Annotated in this window: 13 protein-coding genes; 11 read left to right on the top strand and 2 right to left on the bottom strand. The window is 52.4% G+C overall.

The window, feature by feature from the left end; all coding sequences use genetic code 11:
* Nucleotides 1-217: 217 nt before the first annotated feature.
* Nucleotides 218-3391: a S8 family serine peptidase gene (locus CBW46_RS14745; RefSeq protein WP_089200762.1), complete on the bottom strand. Its 3174-nt coding sequence runs from the start codon at nucleotides 3389-3391 to the stop codon at nucleotides 218-220.
* Between the two features lie 234 nt (nucleotides 3392-3625).
* Here CBW46_RS14745 and cls point away from each other — a divergent pair, with 234 nt between their 5' ends.
* The 3 genes from cls to CBW46_RS14730 all read left to right on the top strand — a co-directional run bounded on the left by cls (nucleotide 3626) and on the right by CBW46_RS14730 (nucleotide 6777).
* A complete protein-coding gene (gene cls / locus CBW46_RS14740; RefSeq protein WP_089200761.1) occupies nucleotides 3626-5089 on the top strand; it encodes a cardiolipin synthase in 1464 nt (487 codons plus the stop codon).
* Between the two features lie 441 nt (nucleotides 5090-5530).
* Nucleotides 5531-6178 (top strand): protein kinase family protein, encoded by a 648-nt coding sequence (locus CBW46_RS14735; RefSeq protein WP_089200760.1) that lies wholly within the window; start codon nucleotides 5531-5533, stop codon nucleotides 6176-6178.
* A gap of 137 nt (nucleotides 6179-6315) precedes the next feature.
* Complete coding sequence (locus tag CBW46_RS14730; protein ID WP_089200759.1) at nucleotides 6316-6777, top strand: Dps family protein; 462 nt, start codon at nucleotides 6316-6318, stop codon at nucleotides 6775-6777.
* A 161-nt stretch (nucleotides 6778-6938) separates the two neighbouring features.
* On the opposite strand, the gene CBW46_RS14725 is transcribed toward CBW46_RS14730, so the two are convergent.
* Nucleotides 6939-8480: an extracellular solute-binding protein gene (locus CBW46_RS14725; RefSeq protein WP_089200758.1), complete on the bottom strand. Its 1542-nt coding sequence runs from the start codon at nucleotides 8478-8480 to the stop codon at nucleotides 6939-6941.
* Between the two features lie 776 nt (nucleotides 8481-9256).
* Here CBW46_RS14725 and CBW46_RS14720 point away from each other — a divergent pair.
* From CBW46_RS14720 to CBW46_RS14685, 8 genes are all read left to right on the top strand, one after another.
* Nucleotides 9257-10513: a PQQ-dependent sugar dehydrogenase gene (locus tag CBW46_RS14720; RefSeq protein ID WP_089200757.1), complete on the top strand. Its 1257-nt coding sequence runs from the start codon at nucleotides 9257-9259 to the stop codon at nucleotides 10511-10513.
* A 25-nt stretch (nucleotides 10514-10538) separates the two neighbouring features.
* Complete coding sequence (locus tag CBW46_RS14715) at nucleotides 10539-11747, top strand: class I SAM-dependent methyltransferase (protein ID WP_089200756.1); 1209 nt, start codon at nucleotides 10539-10541, stop codon at nucleotides 11745-11747.
* Nucleotides 11748-12211: 464 nt separating this feature from the next.
* On the top strand, nucleotides 12212-15883 hold the full coding sequence (locus CBW46_RS14710; protein WP_089200755.1) for a response regulator: 3672 nt from the start codon (nucleotides 12212-12214) through the stop codon (nucleotides 15881-15883).
* Nucleotides 15884-15900: 17 nt separating this feature from the next.
* On the top strand, nucleotides 15901-16767 hold the full coding sequence (locus CBW46_RS14705; RefSeq protein WP_207802293.1) for a CheR family methyltransferase: 867 nt from the start codon (nucleotides 15901-15903) through the stop codon (nucleotides 16765-16767).
* Nucleotides 16768-16949: 182 nt separating this feature from the next.
* Nucleotides 16950-18701 carry an alpha-glycosidase gene (locus tag CBW46_RS14700; protein ID WP_089200753.1) on the top strand — a complete coding sequence of 584 codons (1752 nt, stop codon included), beginning with the start codon at nucleotides 16950-16952 and terminating at the stop codon, nucleotides 18699-18701.
* 259 nt (nucleotides 18702-18960) lie between these two features.
* A complete protein-coding gene (locus tag CBW46_RS14695) occupies nucleotides 18961-20184 on the top strand; it encodes a glucose-1-phosphate adenylyltransferase (protein ID WP_089200752.1) in 1224 nt (407 codons plus the stop codon).
* 55 nt (nucleotides 20185-20239) lie between these two features.
* On the top strand, nucleotides 20240-21031 hold the full coding sequence (locus CBW46_RS14690) for an SDR family oxidoreductase (protein WP_089200817.1): 792 nt from the start codon (nucleotides 20240-20242) through the stop codon (nucleotides 21029-21031).
* Between the two features lie 305 nt (nucleotides 21032-21336).
* Nucleotides 21337-22308 (top strand): DMT family transporter, encoded by a 972-nt coding sequence (locus CBW46_RS14685; protein ID WP_243633326.1) that lies wholly within the window; start codon nucleotides 21337-21339, stop codon nucleotides 22306-22308.
* The last annotated feature ends 5 nt before the right edge of the window (nucleotides 22309-22313 follow it).

The raw sequence follows: 22313 nt of genomic DNA, 5'->3' as shown, positions 1-22313 counted from the left end.
TCCTTGTCAAATCCGTATTAGTAGATTGCTAGTACTAGATTTGCCGGTATTTATGGATGGTAAACATACCCAATGTTCTTATTACCCACAAAATCGGATCTGAATCAAACCATCAACTGTCAAAGGGGAGAGGAAGAGCGTCTTCATCTGCACAAAAATCCCGCACACCGAAAAGCGATGCGGGACTCTCTGCCTCTATTATACCGCCTGGATATACTTATTGCTGAATTGCGTCCATCAAACGTTGGATAACCGCCGCCGCTTGGGCTCGCGTGGCCGTATCGACCGGCTTGAAGCTGCCGTCAGGGAAGCCATCCATCAATCCGAGACCGTTGACCAGACGTACGCTGCTGCGCGCCCAGCCGCCTATCTGGCCCTCGTCGATGAACTTCACTTCTTGTGTCACCACGATATCCCCCATTGGCTTGCCTGTGGCAGTGCTGTAAGCGCGCATGATCATCACGGCCATCTGCTCACGGGTGATCGGCTGGTTCGGCGCGAATGTGCCGGCTGCCACCCCTTCGATCACACCGGCATGGTATGCTTGGTAGACCACATCATGATACCAATCGGTAGGGTTCACGTCGGTGAAGACATCGGTGCTTGCCATCGTTGTCGTCCCCAGCATTCTCACGAGCAAAGCAGCGAACTCCGCGCGTGTCAACTGTTGTTCAGGGCCGAATGTGGTGTCGGTGACTCCTGTCACGATATGCTTGGCGGCGAGCTGTTCAACTTCGGCGCGGGCCCAATGCTCCGCCATATCGTCGAAAGTTTTATTGTACTCGAATACGGCGAACTTGGAAAAATGATCTGTCATAAACGAGATCGTGCTGCCATTGGTTGTGCCTCCGAGATAGGACCAGTTCAAGCCGCTCTGGTTATAACCGTATACGCCAAGCTTCGCCGGACTGACTCCCTCCGGGAGCTGCCAGCGGATCGCCAACGGTTTGTCGAATTGGGTGATCTTACTGTCACCCGACGAAAGACTGAAGTCATACGGCTTGGACACATCTCTTGCCTCAGCAGGGTTATGGTTCAGGCTGGGATCTGACGCTAAAGCCGACACGCTCAGCGTCACCACATCCGTGCCTGCCTCTGCCGCCACCGCGCCGGGCGGCAGTTCAAAAACGTGCCGTCCCGTATTTACGATGAGGGATTTGTTCTTCTCTTCAGCTAGTTCAACGATCGCTGCTCCAAACTGCACTCGCAGCTGATTTGCGTCGACACCGGCAGTGGCGTCGATCGTGGCCGAAGTAGTGCCTGCTGACTCTAGAGCGCTCTTCAGCTGTGCATCATCGGCTTTTACTACCACGGTGGCGGTGTTCGACTGCCCGGGCGGAGTGGTTGCAGGAGGCATGAAGAAGGTTCCGCCACCACCGCCACCGCCGCCGCGTTTGCTGCCGCCGCTTTTGGTGATGGTATACTCATACGAGCTGACCCCGCTCGCTACATCTCGTTTCACCGCCACCGCACGCAGTGTTGTGGATTGGCTTAATTGGATAGGGCCTTGATACAAAGCAGCGTCTTCGGCGGCAGTCGGATCGCTGCCGTCCAAAGTATAGAAAATGTCTGCCTCAGACGTTGGACTGCTAAGTTCTACCGAGATAGTGCCCTTATAACTGCCGCTAGTTTTGTTGGCCATGACGTTATCGGGCATAATCCTGGCTTCAATCGAGCCGCTTTGCAGTGCACCCTGTGGATCGTTGACTTCGGCATAAATACGGTAGGCGCCCGCATCATTCATAGGAACTTGGAATGAGCTGAAGTAAGTGCTTTCCACTACGGTGCGGTTAACCTCAACGTAATCTGATGCCGCAGCGTCATACGCGGCGACAACGATGGCCGCTTTGTCATAGTTCGCTGCAGGTGCGCCGGCGTAGTCTCTGCTCTCCAACGCGAAGCCCAGCGTATCTTTCGCAGTCAGATTGCCGGACGTGTGAACCAACTTCAGTTGATTCAAGCCAAACGCACGTTTTGCGTTGACTAGTCCGCGGCCAAAATAATGCCTGTCGCTCAAAGTGTTGTTCGATTCAGGCCGGATTAAGCCCGCTGCAGAAGCGCTGTTTTCGAGAGCAGCTTCTACTTCAGATGGCGTGAGCCCGGGTGACGCGGTCAGCAGCAGCGCTGCCATCCCTGAGACGAATGGCGCAGAGAAGGACGTGCCGCTGTTGTTATCATAGTATTTTGCTCGATTGGACTGTGTGGCCGGTATGGTGCTTCTCACCAGTGCGCCGGGAGCGACTACATCAAGCTCGGGACCGATATTTGAGAAGTCTGCTATGTTCAGCTCACCGTTCACCTGCGCACCGATAGCCCCGACTGCAATCGTGTTAGGTAGGGCAGCGGGGTACCCGACAGCGGAGTAATAAGGCTCGGCCAGGTCGGGATTCGCCCGTTCTTCTTCCGGTGTGTCCAAGTTTTGCGGCTGCGGTGCTGCCCAGTGGTTGCTCTCATTACCGGAAGAAGCGATGACAACCGCCCCTTTGGAAACGGCGTACTGGATGGAATCCCGCTCATACTGGCTGTATAAATCATAACGATGGCCGTTTTCCAACACCGCCTCGCGCGGTCTCCCGAGGCTCAGGTTAATCACTTTCGCACCGTGATCGACTGCCCAGCGTATTGCTTGACCGATCGTGTCGGTGTTGCCGCTGCCTTCACTGTCCAACACTTTCAGCGGCATAATCTTTGCACTGCCCGCTACTCCTGCGATACCGACAGCGTTATTGGTGTGGGCAGCAGCGATGCCGGCAACGAAGGTGCCATGCATGTTGTCATCAGAATTGGCGTTGGGGGATATCGGCCGGTTATGTATGAAGTCGTACCCGTCCACCAGTTTACCCCGGAGATCCGGGTGGCTACCGTCGACCCCTGTGTCAAGGACGGCTATTATCACCTCTCCATTTCCTGCCGGCACTTTCTCCCAAGCATAGGTGACGTCCGTGACGCTCAAACTCCATTGGTTTGGCGCTTCCGGATCGTTCGTCAGCGAAGCTGCGGCTGCCTGCATCGTATTATCAACGATGGATTGAGAAGGGGTGGCTGTCATTTTGTTGACAAAAACCGGCTCCGCATACTCAACGTCAGGATTATTTTCCAACTGCTTCACAGCCGTGGGTATATCACTGGCCGTCGGCACCTCGACCACTTTGTGCTGCGGCGATTGATTCTCCACGCTTTGGGCCGAGTACCCTCGGATCTTGCGTGCCGTTGGACCGTCGGCATCTTCCTTCAGCTTGACCATCACCTTGCCGGGCACGATATAAGCAGAAGCAACCTCCGCCGATGGTGCGGTTTGCGCCCGCGCGGGTAATGGCTCAGTGATATAGGCCGTCATGGATGATAGAATTAGAGAGACGGACATCCCCAAACGAATTATGCCTTGCTTCAAACTGAACTCCTCCTATCCGGATTCCTTCCGTATATAAAACTCTACTAAACAAGAAGGAAATTCGATAAACGATAACAAAAATCCTGCTTTACAACGTATGATTGCGCGGGTTATCGGGAATATAAGGCTTTTACGTCCAACTATTGTACGCTGCATTCTTTTTGGTGTACTGTTATGGGTAGTACTTCGGAGCTATTTTTGCAAAATAAACATGGGCGTGAGGTGAACGCTGTTATGGATGAGTGGGGCATTCACACGATATGGAACGCAATCAACCATTGGATACCGATTATCAATCTGGTGTTCGCAGCCGCCATCATTTTCCTGGAAAGACGCAATGTCGGCGTGACTTGGGCATGGCTGATGCTTCTCCTGCTACTGCCGATCGTCGGATTCATTATCTATATATTCATGGGCCAGAACCTGGCACGGCAGCGCGTATACCGCATGCGCGCACGGATGGAGCGCCGCGTGAGGGAGGAAATGCACGAGCAGGAGCACACGATACGGGACGGTACGTTTGATTACCACGAACCGATTGTGCAAAAGTACGAGCACTTGATTTATATGAACTTGATGAGCAGCGCCTCGCCGCTCACGCAGAATAATGAGGTAACGCTGTTCATCGACGGCGTACACAAATTTGAAGCGCTGTTGGAGCGGATCAGCGCCGCCAAATTGCACGTACATTTGCTCTATTACAAAATAGGGAATGATGATACCGGACACCGATTAATTGATGCGCTGACTCGAAAGGCGCAAGAGGGCGTGCGGGTGAGGCTGTTATACGACGGGATCGGTTCACTCGGCGTGAACAAGAAGATGTTCCGCGAGCTGATTGGCGCAGGTGGGACGGTGTGCCCATTTTTTCCATCGAAGATACCTTATCTCAATTTTCGGCTGAACTATCGGAACCATCGGAAAATCGCAGTCATCGACGGCGAATATGGTTTCGTAGGCGGTTTCAATATCGGCGACGAGTATTTGGGGAAAAATCATAAAATCGGTTATTGGCGGGATACGCACATCATGCTGCGCGGGGATGCGGTGCATCGGCTGCAGGTGCAATTTATGCTCGATTGGGGTGTCGCGTCCAACGAGCAATTAACGATAGAGCCGGTATATTTTCCGGATGTGTGTGAGCTGGATAGGGCGGCGGTGCAGATCGTATCCAGCGGGCCGAATTCGGACAAGCAGCAGATCAAGAACGGTTTCATCAAACTGATTTTCGAGGCGAAACATCGCATCTATGTGCAGACACCTTATTTCGTGCCGGACGATGGGATTCTCAATGCTCTGAAAATAGCTGTTTTATCGGGAATCGACGTCAGGCTCATGGTACCGAAGAAGAGTGATCACTTTCTCGTCCAGTGGGCTTCATTTGCGTACGTAGGGGATCTGCTGCGCTTGGGCGCCAAGTGTTATTTGTATGACAACGGATTTTTGCATGCTAAAACTATCATCGTCGACGGCGAAGCTGCATCAGTGGGCACGGCCAATATGGATCACCGGAGCTTCGAGCTGAACTTTGAGGTGACCGCATTTTTGTATGGGCCTGAAGCGGCTTCGCGTCTTGAAGCTATTTTTCACCATGATATGAACTTCAGTCAAGAGCTGACATGGGAGACCTTCGAGCAGAGAAAACTGCTGAAGAGGGCGGCAGAATCGATGGCCCGCTTACTGTCGCCGATTTTATGATCATGTCGGCACAACCGGCGTCCGCCGCTGCGTCTCGCCTGCAGTAGCGGCCCGTTTAGGCGGTACAATGTCGAGCAAAGTATTGCGGATCGTGGCGCCGCGGCCGTCCTCGGTCGACGGGTTTAATCCGCCGGGCAAACGGAAACAATGATATTGCGGCCGAGGACGCTCTGTTTTCCCGCGCAATAGGCGCGTCAGATGCTTTTTCCTAGGCACGATGATACAATATGAGGAACCGATGTGAGCCTGTCTTCCGGACTAAAACTGTGCGTGACAGGTTATGACATATGACTTCGGCCGTGTAAAAAAGGGCGCTGAACAGGTGAGTGGCCCGAACTGCGTAAGCAGCAGCCGCATGCGGGCGCTCTATTCCAAACAAAGACTGGGGTCAGCGCGCTTCCGGCGAATTTTTGCGCCGGTGAATCAGGAGGGGAAAGCAAGTTGCTCCAAACCCAGCAATTGATAACTCTAGTTGAACAGGATCTACTGCCTCAGTTGGATGTGGAAAGTGTCAACCCGCACGATCCGATCGAGGTGCGTCAGCTGCCGGCGCCGTGGCAACTGGTAGGAGCGGGCAATTACGCCGTGGTGGTAGCTCACCCGGCTTACAGCGATTTGGTAGTCAAAGTATATGCGCCGGGTCGCCCGGGGCTTGAAGAAGAAGCGGAGGTGTACCGCAGGCTGGGTTCGCATCCGGCCTATTCCGAATGCTTTCATGCCGGGGACAACTATCTGATCTTAAAACGTTTGAATGGTGTCACTCTGTATAATTGTATGCTGCGAGGAATTCCGATTCCGAAGCGGGTCATACAGGACATCGATGAGGCGCTGGACTATGCGCGAAGCAAGGGGCTGAACCCGCATGATGTTCATGGCAAAAATGTGATGCTCCAGGACGGACGCGGCAAAGTAGTGGATGTGTCGGATTTCCTGAAAGAAGAGCCATGTTTCATGTGGCGTGATTTGAAACGGGCATACAATTTTTTTTATTTTCCGGCCTTTTCTCGGCTGCACGTGCCCGCCTGGGTAATGACTGCCGTTAGGAAAGGGTACCGCTTTTACCGCAAGCGGCTCCAGCGGACATGCTAGCGCGTCCGCGCGAGCGAACTCGCTCGGGCGCCCTCGCCGCAGGGCATCTTATTGGTTTAATTAACGCCTAATTGGGTAAACCATATTATGAAAGACACCGTATAAATCATACAAAAAAGCTGAGGGAGTTGAATATTATGGCAGTGCAAACGTTAGATGTGCAGAAGGTTTTAAATCAACAGGTTGCGACGCTGGGCGTACTGTATGTTAAGCTACATAGTTTTCATTGGTATGTGCAGGGACCTCATTTTTTCACCTTACATGAAAAGTTCGAGGAATTGTATAACGAAGTGACGCTGCATTTCGACGCGGTGGCCGAGCGACTGCTCACGATCGGTGGGCGCCCGGTAGCTACCATGAAGGGCATGCTTGAGGATTCGGCCCTGAAGGAAGCAGGCGGCAACGAGCAGGCCGAAGACATGGTGCGTATACTCATTCAAGATTTGGAAAAGTTGAATGACCAGCTCAAAGAGGGCAGGGAAGTGGCTGAGAAATCGGACGATGAAGTGACAGCCGACCTGCTGCTTGAAATTCAGGGCAGCCTGGAAAAGCATGTGTGGATGTTGAACTCGTTTTTGGGTAAATCTACGTCAGTTTAATTGAGACTTAATTTGTGGCGCTGTGGGAGCAGCGCTTTTTTTCGTTGGACAGCAGCGGCACGCCGAAGAAGGGATGAATTGAGATTCATCCCTCAGCTGCGGTCCGACGCAGGATACCACCGCACGTATTTTGCGCTGTTCCATGCCATGGCCTCACACATTTATTTCTTGTTCTTCGCGTACGCTTCCTCGAATTCTTTTATCAGATTGTCGCCGCCGGCTTCGCGCCATTTGTCGATTGCGGCTGCCCAACCCGCATCATCGAGCCTGCCTACAATATAATTAGTCTGCGCGTCCCACATCATTTGATCAAGCTCTTTACCACGCTCCGAATAGGTAGCCGAGGTCAAGTTCAGAGTGGGATTGTGAACAGCATACTGCAGGCCGTCCGGCTCCATTTTGTATCCTTTCATGGCCAGTGGGGTGTCCTTCAGCGGAGGCACGTTGTATGTTTCAAAGTTCAGCAGGTTGTCCCGGTACGGCTTGACCTCGCGGTTAAATTTCGTCAAATCAATCCACTCCACCTGACCGCCTTCCACTTTTTTGTGGTGCACGCCCTCGATCCCGCGTTTTTGCAGCGTGGACATATCCGGCTCCAGCAGTGTGTCAAGGAAGGTCAGAATTCTTTTCAGCTCGGCTTCGGTTTTGACGGTCGCTTTCGGGAATACCAGGATGCCGTTGTTGCCGGTCTGAGCGGCGATTCTCGGGCCTTGAGGGCCTTCCCACATCGCGATATCCAGTTGAGCTTTCGAATGTCCCTCGACCTTGATCAGGCGGTCCTGAATGTTGGCGGCATTGGTTGCCGCTCCATTCAGCTTGATGCCGACACGCCCGTTCTCAAATTGTTTGTCCGCTTCCGTTTGGTCCACGGCCGGGAAGTCCTGGTTGATCAGTTTTTCAGCATAGAGCCGTTTGAATAGTTTCATCGTGTGTACGAATTGAGGAGTCAAGAACTCCGGTATCATCTTGCCGTTCGCGTCCACGCCCCAACGGTTCACGCCACCCTGTGTGACTGCGATACGAGTTACGATCGGCGCGTCGTTCTCGTTGTATTTTTTCTCCAAGACAAAACCATAGGTATCCGCTTTGCCATTTTTATCGGGGTCGTTCTGTGCCAGTGTTTTTGACACGTTGTACCACTCGTCCAGCGTTTTAGGCATCTTCAGACCGAGTGCGTCAAACCAATCCTTGCGGTATACTGGGGCGGGTCTGGCTATTTCCCGGTACTGAGGGATGCCGTAGAGTTTGCCATCCACTTTGATATTTTCATAGTATTGAGCGTTCTGTGCGGCCAGGTTTTTGTAATCCTTGAGCAGTGGGCCGACCTCCCAGAATTGACCATTTTGCATGGCGGCGATAGTTGTTGGAATGTATTTAACTTTCAGCATTTTCGGAAGTTCGCCGGAAGCGATCATGACGTTAATTTTTTCATCGTACGTCGAGTTCGGCACCCATTGGATCTGCAAATTGGTGTTTGTAGCTTTCTCAATGGCTTCTTCAATCGGGTTACCTTTGGCAGGTATATCAGTCCCTGTAACTTGGTTGACAACGATCGATAATTCGAACGGTTGGTTGTCATCTGCGCCGGACGCGCCTGGGTCGCCGGAGGCCTCATTACCTCCTCCTCCGCAGCCGGACATGATGCCCATGGCCATTGTGATCGAACCCATTGTCGCAAACCACTTCTTTTGGTTAATGTTCATATGATGACTCCTTTTCTAATACATGATTTTTTATGTAGAGGGTTTAGTCACCGAAACCTTTTACAGCTGAGCCTGGCCTGCGCTGTGTTCCACAATGCGGGTTTGCACTGATTACAACCATGTTGTATGCGTTTCCAAATTGGTATGTTTTTCATCTGCCGCACCGCACCAAGACCAGTCTCCGAACTACATTCAGTTTCACAGCACCTCCTTAGATATCAACAGCCGCATCACGAAGTTGGACCGGCACGTACGGTTGGCTCGTGCTCACCGGATACAAGCTGCCTGAACGGGAACGTATTCGCCGCGGGATACCGATCCTTGTTTTGAGCTGCTGCCAGTGGCGCAAGAATAAGCATGTAAGCGCATTACTTTTTACCTACAGCAGATGCTTGGCGGCTAACACTGTGCGCACACACTGCTGCGGTACGGCTATTATAACTGGGGCTATTAGGAACAACAATCGTATTCTTTTAACTTCTTCCGGCGCTCATGTTTTTCCTAGAACTCACAAGGGTTCAACACGGGAGCTGCGTGCAGCGGCGGCCATTCTGTAGTACGTTCTGCCTACTCGATAGATAATAATTTAACCACGTTGCATGCATGTCTATTTACGGGCGCGCACGCGCAGAATCCGTTAATTCACGAAGGTGGTTAGCGAAATTAGTCCTTATCTAAGGAGGCGCGATGCGATGCAGGCTGCCGCGTGTGAAAAATTGGATTTACCGGCGGCGCGTTCGGTATAATGTAGAAAAAAGGGAATAAACAAAGAGCGTATGAGTGGGGTGATTGGCGTGATGATAGGTGCGGCAAATGATCGCTGGTTTAGATCCGTTGCAGTGTTGAGTATCTTGTTATTCATCTCTGGATGCTTAAGTGAATCACAGGTGCAGGACGATACAACATCAGCTGCGTCAGCGCCAGCTCCGGGCATAGATAGCGCAAAGTCAGCTCCATCCAACCGTCCGGCCGTGCAGCCAGCGGAAAAACTGCCGTACAAGCCGGAGGTGTTGGCCTCGGACCTAAAGGTGCCGTGGGATATGGACTTTGCGCCGGACGGCCGCATCTTCTTTACCGAGCGGGGCGGAGTGATCCGGGTGATAGAGCAAGGCAAGGTGCGTGAGGAGCCGGTGTTCCGCTTCGAGCAGCCGCCGTTCTACAGTGAGTCGGAAGCAGGGTTGCTAGGTATCACGCTCGACCGTGAGTTCGGAAGCAACGGTTACATGTACGTATACCATACTTACCAGGAGAACGGAGCAACGCGCAACCGTGTGCTCCGCCTGCAGGAGAGCGGTGGCAGAGCGAAGTTGGACAAGGTGATATTGGATGCTTTGCCGGGTGACCGAATTCATGACGGCGGCCGCATCAAGTTTGGGCCGGACGGACTCTTGTACATCACCAGCGGCGATGCCAATCAAACGTCACTCGCGCAGGACCCCGCCAAGCTGGGAGGAAAAATTCTCCGTATTCACGCGGACGGCAGCATACCGGCCGACAATCCGTTCCCCGGATCTCCTGTGTACAGCTTGGGCCACAGAAATCCGCAGGGGCTCGCCTGGCATCCGGTGACGAAAAAGCTGTTCAGCTCGGAGCATGGACAGCGGGCGCATGATGAGATTAATCAGATCGAAGCCGGGGTAAATTATGGTTGGCCGCTGATAGAGGGAGATGAGACACAGGTCTCGCCCCAGGAGGTCGGGAAGCAGGGTCCGGGCGTGCTCAGGGCTCCACTTTTGCACAGCGGTGACGAAACGTGGGCACCTTCGGGTGTCGCTTTCATCACACAGGGCCCATGGAAAGGGAATCTACTGGTGGCTAATCTGAGGGGCACGCAAGTGCTCAGGCTGATACTCGACGGTCAGCAGCAATCAGTCGAAGCGGTACAGCCGCTGTTCAAAAATGAACTCGGACGGATCCGCAATGTAGCGGAAGGGCCGGACGGTTCTATCTATCTTATGACCAACAACACGGACGGGCGTGGAAATCCGGGACCGGACGATGACCGGATCATCAGGTTGAAGCCTGCTTTTTGAGATTTACATCGGGAATGGAGAATGAATGTTGACACAATCCATAGATTCTTTGATTGCTGAAGTGATTGCGGAGGAGGTGCTCATCCAAGCGACGTTCAGTCAGGTGCGCCGCGGCGCCGCATCAGGGTGCACCAAGGTGACGGTGAAGCCGCTCATGCTTAAGGGAACGCTGCACTATCAATTCAGTTCTTTCTGCGGCAAGCAGGTGCTTCACGACAACCTCACACCGGATGCCGCGGCTGGCAGAATGGCGGCACTGCTCCAAGACACGTTCAGGCAGGCACTGCTGCAGACGGGTGAAGCGGATTACCAGGTGCTGGTCAGCAAAAAAGGCAAGACCGGCATACTGCGTAAACCTCCGACAAAGAAGCAGACGGGTGCGCTGCAGCATAACCGGACAAAGAATTATATACTGGAAGAAGGCACACCGGTTCCGTTTTTGATAGAGCTCGGCATCATGAACCCCGAAGGCAAAGTGCTCGCCAAAAAGTATGATAAATTCCGGCAAATCAACAGGTTCGTCGAGCTGATCGCGGATGTGGTGCCTCATTTGGCGAAGGACCGCACATTAAACATCATAGATTTTGGCTGCGGAAAGTCATATTTGACCTTTGTGCTGTACCATTACTTGTGGGAAATTCGGGGGCTCGACATACGTGTTGTCGGGCTGGACCTGAAAGAAGACATCATTGGGCACTGCTGCGGCTTGGCCGAACGTCTCGGCTACGAGCGTCTGGAATTCCGCGTCGGAGACATCGCGGAGTATAACGGATTAGAGCACGCGGATATGGTGGTGAGTCTGCATGCTTGTGACACAGCCACCGACGCGGCGCTGGAAAAAGCGGTACGCTGGAACGCAGATGTAATCCTGTCCGTACCGTGCTGCCAGCATGAGCTGTTCGGGCAGGTCCAGAGCGATGTGCTCGCACCGCTCCTGCAGCATGGTATTCTTAAGGAGCGGTTCTCGGCGTTGGCTACGGACGCGATCCGGGCTAAGTTGCTCGATCTGCTGGGCTATCGGACACAGCTCGTCGAGTTTATCGACATGGAGCATACGGCCAAAAACATACTGATCCGTGCGGTCAAGGCAAGCGCACCGGCACCTGCCGAGCGGGAGGCGCTTGCCCGCAGCTATGTCGAGTTCCGCAAGTTCCTCCACGCAGAGCCGTATCTCGAACGGGCGCTGGCTGACAGGCTGCGGCCGTTGCTTGCTCACGTCCATGAGCAACAATAGGCGGTCGGGCGCGGCGCGAAAGGAGGAGCCGATGGAGAGATTGTGTAGTCAAAGCAGGCATGTACCCTATCGCGATCGGATTGTTTCTACCAATACTCTTTTACCCCGACAAAACGACCGTTCACACGAGTCATAGTGTGGTATCGCCATGCAGCGCGCCCCATGCGCGAATATATTTTCGCACTTCTGCGTGCTGCTATCATGTGGTCATTGGGATCGGTGCTCGCCGTAGTGGTTGTACGAGAAATTTGTGCGCACCGCTGCGGGGCGTCCAAACCATCTTTTAGGCCGGATTATTCAAGGCCTTTTTCTGGTTTTCGGGTGCATTTTGTTCCTGTACCTGCCACGCGAACCATCACTTTCAGCCCGTTAAAGCACAACCGTGTCAGGGCGGTGTGTTATACTATTGGGAATCGTTTTTATCCAATGAAGTAATAGACTATGTTTACTAGGGAGATTACCTCATGCTAAAAAATGGAAAATGGGGCGTCAGCTCCAAAATTATAACAGGGTATGTCATATTGTTTCTGTGTATGGGCGTTTCGACGTTTGTTTTGACAGATCGCATTTCTTCATTGCAAAGAGAAATCAGCAGTATCACCGAGCACGATGTACAAGTCAACACGCTGTCCGCTCAAATTGAGAGGCATGTGTTGGACATGGAAACCGGGCAGCGGGGTTATGTTATTACCGGAGACACACAGTATCTACAGCCGTATTACAGCGGCAGAGAGAAATGGCTGCAAGCGTACAACACGCTGTATCAATATCTGGCTGATAGTCCGGCACGGCAAAAAAGCCTTGAATCTATTCGGGCCAACATCGAGCAGTGGATGGCGGCGTCAGGCGATCGCCTGATCCCGATGAGAAGGAATGGCAACAGCGCGGGGCTGGAGCAGCATTTCAGGGCTGATCCGGGAAAAAAATACATGGATCAAATACGCGCGCAATGGGAACATTTCCGCATGGTTGAGCAGCAGCAAACGGCGGCACACATAGCGGACTTAAATGAGAGAAACAAGACGATCAAAACGGAATTGTACGCCATGTTGGCATTGGCACTGGTGTTTTCCGCAGCGGGTGCTCTGATGATTTCCCGTTCCGTTGTACGTCCGCTCCGCCAGGTGACAACCACCATTCAGCGAATTACGTCGGCCGAAGGGGATGTCAATGAACGCATTGTAGTGAGGAGCAATGATGAGATTAAGGATCTGGCTGACGCCACCAACGCTTACGTGGACAGTCTGCAAGAGCAGGATTGGTTAAAATCTGTCATAGCGGATCTGGCTACCGAAAATCAAGGGCTGGACGATGTTGCCGAGCTGGCCCGCTCGATGATAAACAAGATCGCATCCGAATTGGGGGCGTCCTATGGTGTATTCTATCTACGGCAGGGTACGGGAGATCTAGGTCGACTTAAGCAGATTGCTTCCTATGCGGCGGATGGTGACGCGGAATCGGTTGGCAAGCCGGCACTGCGTATCGGAGAGGGTCTGGTCGGACAAGCCGCTCTGGAGAACCGGACGTTTGTGCTGAACGAGCTGCCTGAATCTTACATCAACATTTCCTCCGGCTTGGGGCAGACGGTCCCGAGAAGTATTATCATTACGCCAATTGCGTTTAAGGGGCAAGTGGAAGCTGTTATCGAGCTGGCTACCCTGGAACCGTTGTCTGAGATTCACCTTCAGTTTATGGAACAGATCAGGGCATCGTTCGGCGTTACAATTAACAGCGTGATGAGCCGAATGGAGATCGAACGGCTGCTGAGCGAAGCTCAGGCATATGCCGATGAGCTGCAATCGCAGTCCGAAGAGCTGCAGGCGCAATCGGAGGAACTGTTGAGCCAGCAGGAGGAGCTAAAAGCGAGTAACGACTCGCTCAAAAAATCGGAGGAACGTCTCCAGCGTCAGCAGGAGGAGCTTGAGGAAGCGAACAGTGAACTTTCCAAGAGATCACAGCAGCTTGAAGCTCAGGTTCGCTTCGCAGAAGAGGCCAATGCGGAGTTCGACAGACAGCGGAAGGCGTTAGAACAGCAGGCTGAGGAATTACAGGCCACCTCTCGATATAAGTCAGAGTTTTTGGCTAACATGTCTCATGAGCTGCGTACTCCTCTAAACAGTATGCTGATCTTGTCGCAATTTTTGGCGGAAAACAAACAGGGGAATCTGACTGCAAAGCAGGTCGAGTTTGCGAATACGATCCATGCATCAGGCGGTGATCTGCTGCGTCTGATCGACGAAATCTTAGACTTGTCCAAGGTTGAGGCGGGTAAACTGGAGCTGCAGCTAGATGCTGCGGTACTGCATGAAATTGGAGAACTTTTGCAGCGCAATTTCCAGCCTCTGGCCATGAAAAAAGGGCTCGAGCTCCGATTACAAGTGGAGGCTGGGGTGCCTCCGGTGGTATATACCGATGGACACCGGCTTCTGCAGATTTTGCGCAACTTCTTGTCTAATGCAATCAAGTTCACCGAAAAGGGCAGTGTGGAGCTGCGCATGTATTCCGCCTCCCATGATTTTGCCAAATCATCGGGAACGCTTCAGCCCGCTGTCGCATTCGCAGTAACGGATACAGGGATAGGCATTCCTCAAGATAAATCAAGCCTGATCTTCGAGGCGTTTCAACAGGTGGATGGTACGACCAGCCGCAAATACGGCGGCACAGGGCTAGGTTTGACCATCAGCCGGGAGCTGGCCGGTCTGCTTGGCGCGGACATTGAAATGTCGAGCGAACCAGAACGGGGCAGCACATTCACACTGTACGTGCCTCTCTCGCAATCGGATAGTGAATCGCCGCCGGCCTTCCACGACGAGGAGGTGGCCGCCACGGTTGAAGCTCCGGCACCGGATACGGATGTTGTGCCGCACATAAGCGATATCGTGCTCCCGACTATCGAGCTGAATGATCCTGAGCTGCTTACTGCCGGCGAAGTGGTGGATGACCGAGATTCGATCGAGCCGGGCGATAAAGTCATTCTTATTATTGAAGATGACGTGCCGTTCGCGAGATTTACTTTGGACATAGCGCGCTCGCGCGGGTTCAAAGGATTAGCCGCCACCCAGGGTGACAAGGGCCTCGCCTTGGTGAACGCGTATAAGCCGGATATGGTTATGTTGGATATTCATCTGCCGGTGGTGGACGGATGGACCGTGCTGGATCTCATCAAGAGAAATCCTGAAACCCGGCATATACCGGTGCATGTGTTAACTGTGTTGGATGAACCGCAGCAAAGCTTGATTTCCGGTGCAGCCGCTTATCTGAAGAAGCCGATCAGTCATGAAGCGTTAGACCAGGCGTTCGTACGTATGGAAGCAATTTTGAGCCGCAGCTCTAAGCGGCTGCTGATTGTGGAAGATAACGAACTTATGCGCAGCAGTCTGGTGGAGCTTATCGATCATGATGATGTGGAGATTAAAGCGGTGGGAGATGGCGCCGAAGCATTGCAGGCACTGGATGACACCGATTTTGATTGTATGGTACTTGATTTGGAGCTAGGCGACATGAGCGGTTTCGAGCTGCTGGATCGTATACGCCACAATGAGAAATTACGTACACTGCCGATTATTATTTTTACCGGTAAGGATCTGGATCTACAGCAGGAACGCGAACTGCGCAAGTACGCAGAGAGCATTATCATCAAAAATGTAAAATCGCAAGAACGGCTGTATGCCGAGACGGCTCTTTATCTCCATCGAGTGGAATCCGAGTTGCCGGAAGACCGGCGCCAAATGCTAAGTGCCCTGCATAGCGCTGATGGCGGTTTCGACGGCAAGCATATTTTGTTGGTCGAGGACGATATTAGGAACGTCTTCGCGCTCACCAATGTGTTGGAGGAGCATAAGTTGAAGGTTACGTACGCGGAGAATGGCCGTGAGGCGTTGAGCGTGCTCGAGGCACAGCCAGATATAGATCTGGTGTTGATGGATATTATGATGCCGGAGATGGACGGTTATGAGGCGATGGAGCATATTCGCAGCAACCCGCTGCTCGAACGTCTGCCTATTATCGCACTCACTGCGAAAGCTATGAAAGAGGACCGCCAGAAGTGTATCGACGCAGGCGCCTCGGATTATATCAGCAAACCTATCAACACGGACAAGCTGCTTTCTCTGCTGAAGGTATGGTTATATAAGTAGAGATGGAGGTGATGGGAATGGAACAACATGAAAGCGACCAAGGTGCAGTGGTGGAGCCGGTGGACCGTGAAAGACGCAAAATCGAGGTGGAGCTGCTGCTGGAGGGCATTTACCGGATGTATGGCTATGACTTTCGAAATTATGCGTATGATTCAATTTGCAGACGGATCGCATATTCGGTGAAACAGCTGGGGCTCTCGTCCGTCACGGCTTTGTTGGAGCTGGTGCTGCATGAGCCTGACGCGATGGACAAGCTTCTGCATAACTTAACCGTCAACGTCACGGAAATGTTCCGCACGCCCTCATTATTCTTGACGTTTCGCCGCAAGGTTGTACCGTATCTGCATACGTATCCCTCAATTCGCCTATGGCACGCCGGTTGCGCTACGGGCGAAGAAGTGCTGTCGATGGCGATTTTGCTCAAAGAAGAAGGTTTATATGAGAAATGCAGAATCTATGCCACGGACATCCATCAGGAGTCGCTGGTCCAGGCAAGATCAGGTAAAGTAGCCATAAGTAATATGAAGCAATACACGCAGAATTATATCCAATCCGGCGGCAACAGATCATTCTCCGACTACTATACAGTGGATGACTCGGGCGTGGTTAGCTTCGATGATGCGTTGATGAAGCATGTCATTTTTGCTGAGCATAACCTCGTGACAGATCAGTCGTTTAACGAGTTTCACGTGATTTTTTGCCGAAATGTAATGATTTACTTCAATAGCAGGCTGCAGCAGCAGGTGCACAAATTGTTCTATGACAGCTTGTCCCGCTTCGGGGTGCTTGTGCTGGGCGAGCGTGAGTCGATCCGGCTCAGCGGATATCAGCAGGATTACTTTGCGCTGGATGAGTCGGAAAAGCTTTATCAAAAAAGTACGTAAACATCTAACCCTAATTTCTCGCCTCGGCTGAGCTTGCCGCCAAAATACCTTATGCAAAACGAGAACTAGCGAAACCCCCAATCTATCATGGTTGGGGGTTTTTTCTGGTTTTGTCGTGTTGTTTCGACACAAACGCGGTTGGTTAATGAATTGTTACAAAAACGAAGTGAGGGGTTGAATAGATGCTCATAGAGGGTTTCTACCATGTGGCACAGAGCAACTGGGCCTATGCTTACGATAAAGAGACCATCCACCTGCGCGTGCGGACTAAGCGGGACGACGTCGAGCAGGTGGTAGCGGAGACAGGAGATAAGTACGACTGGGAGCGTACCTCGGCCGATTACCCATTATCCAAGGTCGCAGCGGACGGCAGGTTCGACTATTGGGAAGTCGCCATCAAGCCGCCGTACAAGCGTGTATCGTACTGTTTCCGGTTCACGGCAGGCTCAGAAACGCTCTGGATGACCGAAAACTACATCGGTCACGATCAGCCGACACCGACTGGTGATTATTATGATTTTCCGTATGTGCATGAGGTTGATCTGAACACGGTGCCGGAGTGGGCGAAATCGGCCATCTTCTATCAAATATTCCCTGACCGTTTTGCTAACGGGGATCCCTCCAACGATGCGCCAGGCACCGCACAATGGGGAGATCAACCAACCCCGGACAACCACTTTGGCGGGGACCTGCAAGGTATCATTGATCACCTGGATTACCTAGTGGACCTTGGCATCAACGCCATTTACCTGACACCGGTTTTTGAGTCACCCTCCAATCATAAATACGATACAGTAGATTACAAAAAAGTGGATCCGCGCTTCGGCAACAACGAGCTGCTGCGCAAGCTGGTCGACAACTGCCACAGCCGAGGAATCCGCGTCATGATGGATGCGGTGTTTAACCATTGCAGTGAACAATTCCCGCCATTTAAGGATGTACTAGAGAAGGGCGAAGAGTCCGAGTACGCGGACTGGTTTCATATCGACAGCTATCCTCTGCAAGTGAAGGATGGGATTCCGTCATATGATACGTTCGGGTTTTTCGGCAACATGCCCAAGCTGAACACAGCGAATCCAAAGGTGAAGCATTACTTGCTGGATGTGGCGGAATATTGGATTAAAGAAGTTGGAATTGATGGTTGGCGGCTGGACGTAGCGAATGAAATTGACCATCATTTTTGGCGTGATTTCCGTAAGGTTGTAAAAGCTGCAAATCCCGAAGCGTACATCGTTGGTGAGGTGTGGAATGATTCACTGAAGTGGCTGCTGGGCGACCAATTCGATTCGGTAATGAATTATCCGTTTGCTAATAAGCTGCTGGAGTTTTTCTCCCACACTGAGATGGATGGCTTCACGTTCGCCAACAGCATGGGACGTCTGCTGATGCGGTACCCGCAGCAAACGAACGAAGTTGTATTTAATCTACTGTGCAGCCATGACACACCTAGAGTGCTGACCTGCTTGAACGAGGATAAGCGTCGGCTCAAGCTCTGCGTCGTGTTCCTGCTGACTTACATGGGGACACCGTGCATTTTTTACGGTGATGAGATAGGGATCTCGGGCGGCGGTGATCCGGATTGCCGCAAATGTATGGAATGGGACCCGCAGCGTCAGGATCGGGAGTTGTTTGACTTTTACAAGCTGTTAATTGGTCTGCGCCGTAACCATGAGGCTCTGGTAAAAGGATCGTTCCGCTTTCTGAAGGCCGACCGCGGTGATCAGCGGATTATTTATGAGCGTTTCAACCGAAATGAGCATTTCACGGTTTGGATGAACAACACCGAGGAGCCCACCGTTCTGTCGCACCCTATGGAGACTACCGATTGGAGCGATGCGCTCTCAGGCGAGGGCGTTCAGCCCGTGGATGGCATGATGAACATAGAACTGGAACCACTGGGCTACCGTATTTTGCGGCGTACGATTAACAAGTAAAATATCCAACGTGCTTAGGGATTTGGCCAAGCCGGCCAAGTCTCTTTATTTAAACAGCCGGTGCGCGAACAGTTGACATAATACCTCAGCGGCTAACGGTTAATTAGGGGCGGCGGGTATAAATCTATGGCTCGAAAAGCTAGGCCTGGTGCGGTGCTGAGCACCGGTGAGGTGGAAGATTTTTGAAAAAGCCAATTGTTTCAAAACATGTAAGCACGTGTAATAACAACGTACAGTACGACAATGGGAGGCAACTGATATGACAAAAAAAGATTGCATCGCTATGCTGTTGGCTGGCGGAGAAGGTCGAAGATTATCCCCTTTCACCAAGCACATGGCTAAGCCGGCAGTGCCCTTTGGCGGCCAGTATCGGATTATTGATTTTCCCTTAAGCAATTGTGCGAATTCTGGCATTCAAACGGTAGGCGTGCTTACCCAGTATGAGTGGGAATCACTGCATCGCCACATCGGCCAAGGAGAACCTTGGGGCTACCAAGCCGGCGAGCAAGAAGGCGTTTGTCTGCTATCTCCGGAGTCGGTCGGTACGAGCTGCTATGCCGGTACCGCAGATGCGATTTATAAAAATATACCGTTTATCGATCAACATAATCCGGAACACGTCCTCATTTTATCCGGTGACCATATTTATTCAATGGATTATCGTGCACTGCTCGAAAGCCATAAAGCCAGCGGGGCTGACGCAACAATCTCCGTAATGGAGGTTCCTTGGGCGGAAGCGCATCGGTTCGGCATCATGAACACCGACTCGACACTGCGGATCACCGAGTTCTTGGAGAAGCCGAAGAAGCCGGAGAGCAATCTGGCATCGATGGGCATTTATATATTCAAGTGGTCTTATTTGCGCCAGCACTTGATCGAAGATTCAAAAAATCCTAGATCAAGCCACGATTTCGGAAAGGATCTCATACCACGGATGCTGCGTTTGGACGGGCTCCTGTACGCTTATCCGTTTGATGGATACTGGCGTGATGTCGGTACGGTCAAGAGCTTGTGGGAGGCACACATGGATTTGCTTCGTGGACAAGCCCAGCTGAACCTTCAGCCCTCGGATTGGCCGATGTACAGCCGATCCCACCACACAGATGGCCTGCTGACCACCTATCCGCGACATGATGTGGAGGAGATACTCGCCCATCGCAGCAGCAGCATTCTCGGTAGTGTCTACCGCACTGTATTGTTCGCCGGAGTGCAAATCGGCGAATCCAGCCGGGTGCAGGACAGTGTGTTAATGCCGAACGTCACGATCGGGCGCAATGTTCGTATATCTCATGCGATTATTGGCGAAGGCGCTGTGATCGAGGACGGTGCGGTGATCGAAGGGCACGAGGATGAAATTGCTGTGGTTGCACCACACGCACTCGTGCCGAGACGTTCTTATATGGATTCTGATGCGGACACGATCTATGCTCCACAGGGCGCGCAGTACCAATGGGCCATGTCTCACGATTACAGCAATCATTAATAGATAGACAGAGAGAAGGGATCAGTGTATGAGTGGAGGAGAAATGATACAGGCGATGGACCACCAGCGTGTACCGGGCAAGGTGGCGTTGGTGACCGGCGGCGGCTCCGGCATTGGCAAGGCCTCCGCTCTGCTGCTCGCCCGGCATGGTGCTAAGGTGTGCGTGCTGAACCGCAGCGTGGACTCAGCCGAGGCAGTGGTCGCGGACATTGCAAAAATCGGCGGCGAAGCGTTCGCGTTCCAGGCGGATGTGTCGAGTGCGGAGCAAATGGAGGCAGCGGTGGCTGCGGTGATGCAACGCTACGGACAGCTCGACATCGTGTTTGCCAATGCGGGCATTAATGGCGTGATGACGTCAATCGAGCATATGCAGGTGGAGGATTGGGAACAGACGGTCGACATCAACCTCAAGGGAACATTCCTGACGGTGAAGCTTGCGGTGCCTCATTTGAAAAAGAGCGGCGGCAGTGTTATTATCAATAGCTCCATCAATGGCAACCGTGTGTTTTCCAACATCGGGTTTAGCACATACGCCACTACCAAGGCCGGCCAGATTGCGTTCATGAAAATGGCGGCGTTGGAGCTGGCCCGGTATCGCATTCGTGTCAATGCGGTTTGTCCGGGCGCCATTACCACTAATATTGATTCAAATACTCATAAGAAGCCAGAGTTAAAGGAAGTGCAGATTCCGGTGGAATTTCCGGAAGGCGACCAGCCGCTGGCACGCGGGCCAGGCTCGCCCGAGCAGGTTGCCGATCTCGTGCTGTTCCTGGCTTCCAGTGAGTCTTCTCATATCACGGGTACGGAAATTTACATTGATGGTGCCGAATCTCTTATCCGGGGCTGAACCGCGGACAAGACGGAAGTACACCAGCGCTGAATGACACGGACACTGATCGGAAGTTCGAGGATGGCGGCCGAAGTATAGTGGCAGTTGACCCGCTGACGTGCCGCCAACGCGGGTGGAGCGGAAGTATACTAGCCAGGCTCGAAGCTATAAACGCTGGTATGTCGGTAAAAGCAGCACAGTGAATAATTCAGAGAAGTCCTGACCACCAAGGCCGAAAGGACCGGGGGTTTGGGGCTTCTTTTACATAATTTGCATCTGCTAACCGGGCCGCTATGATACAATACCGGGTAAGAGGCATTCGTGTGGAAAAAATCGGGCAACTGAGGGGTCAGCCATACAGCATGGGTTACGTTTTTTTATTTCTGGCAACTTTATCATGGAGCTTTGTAGGCATATTAGTGAAAACGGCCGGTACATGGGTGGATAGCATGACCATCACATTTGCGCGTTTTGCGGTAGGCGTTGTGGCTTTGGGCGTTGTGTTGCTATGGCGTGATCAGAAACTTCGAATTTATGCGAAGCACAAGTGGATTTGGATCGGTGCCATTGGAAAAAGCTTTAATTATCTGTTTGAAAATATAGCGCTGTCTATCGGATATTCGTATGGCAATATACTGGTCGTGCCCATACAAACGGTGATACTACTGCTCATATCGGCCTTCTACTTCAAGGAGGAAGTATCGAGGCGCGGTTGGGTGGCCGCCGCTCTGTGTATCCTGGGCGTCCTTGTGATCAGCTGGAACGGACTGCCGCTAAGTGAAATGATCGCGAGCGGTGGCTTCACGACGCTGCTGTTTATTCTTGCCGCGATTGGGACAACATTTCATGTGTTAAGCCAGAAGCTGCTGATCCAATCAATGGATTCTGAAAACATGAACTTTTCCGTGTTCTTCTGGTGCTCGGTGCTGATGGCGCTGCCGCTTCCTGTCCAAGCACATACGACTGGCTCGTTTCACATTGGAGGCTTGATGGCGCTGGCAGCACTGGGATTGATAACAGGTTTAAGCTTCAACTGGTATGCGAAAGCCATGCAGCGGGTGAGCTTCGGCGTTTTAATTCTAGTAGGCAACAGCAGTGTGCTGTTTACGATTCTATGGTCCTATTTATTTTTCAACGATCCTATCACTATGTATATCATCGCGGGCACAGGGATGTTTCTCGCTGGAATGCTGCTGCTTAATTGGCCTCTGAAAAAGGCGAAGCTCACTGCCCGTGCAGCCAAACGTGACGGCAGCGAGCCTGCTAAGACCAATGCAGCGGAGAGCGGTGTCTGACTTGC

Origin of the sequence: Paenibacillus xerothermodurans, assembly GCF_002220865.2 — a bacterium.
GTDB lineage: Bacteria > Bacillota > Bacilli > Paenibacillales > NBRC-103111 > Paenibacillus_S > Paenibacillus_S xerothermodurans.
The sequence above is the reverse complement of the archived record's forward strand: the minus strand, read 5'-3'. Positions and strand labels throughout refer to the sequence as shown.

Coding starts and splice junctions, on each gene's coding strand:
- cls (WP_089200761.1), top strand. CDS start 3,626: ATGGATGAGTGGGGCATTCACACGATATGGAACGCAATCAACCATTGG.
- CBW46_RS14730 (WP_089200759.1), top strand. CDS start 6,316: ATGGCAGTGCAAACGTTAGATGTGCAGAAGGTTTTAAATCAACAGGTT.
- CBW46_RS14725 (WP_089200758.1), bottom strand. CDS start 8,480: ATGAACATTAACCAAAAGAAGTGGTTTGCGACAATGGGTTCGATCACA.
- CBW46_RS14720 (WP_089200757.1), top strand. CDS start 9,257: ATGAGTGGGGTGATTGGCGTGATGATAGGTGCGGCAAATGATCGCTGG.
- CBW46_RS14715 (WP_089200756.1), top strand. CDS start 10,539: ATGTTGACACAATCCATAGATTCTTTGATTGCTGAAGTGATTGCGGAG.
- CBW46_RS14710 (WP_089200755.1), top strand. CDS start 12,212: ATGCTAAAAAATGGAAAATGGGGCGTCAGCTCCAAAATTATAACAGGG.
- CBW46_RS14705 (WP_207802293.1), top strand. CDS start 15,901: ATGGAACAACATGAAAGCGACCAAGGTGCAGTGGTGGAGCCGGTGGAC.
- CBW46_RS14700 (WP_089200753.1), top strand. CDS start 16,950: ATGCTCATAGAGGGTTTCTACCATGTGGCACAGAGCAACTGGGCCTAT.
- CBW46_RS14695 (WP_089200752.1), top strand. CDS start 18,961: ATGACAAAAAAAGATTGCATCGCTATGCTGTTGGCTGGCGGAGAAGGT.
- CBW46_RS14690 (WP_089200817.1), top strand. CDS start 20,240: ATGGACCACCAGCGTGTACCGGGCAAGGTGGCGTTGGTGACCGGCGGC.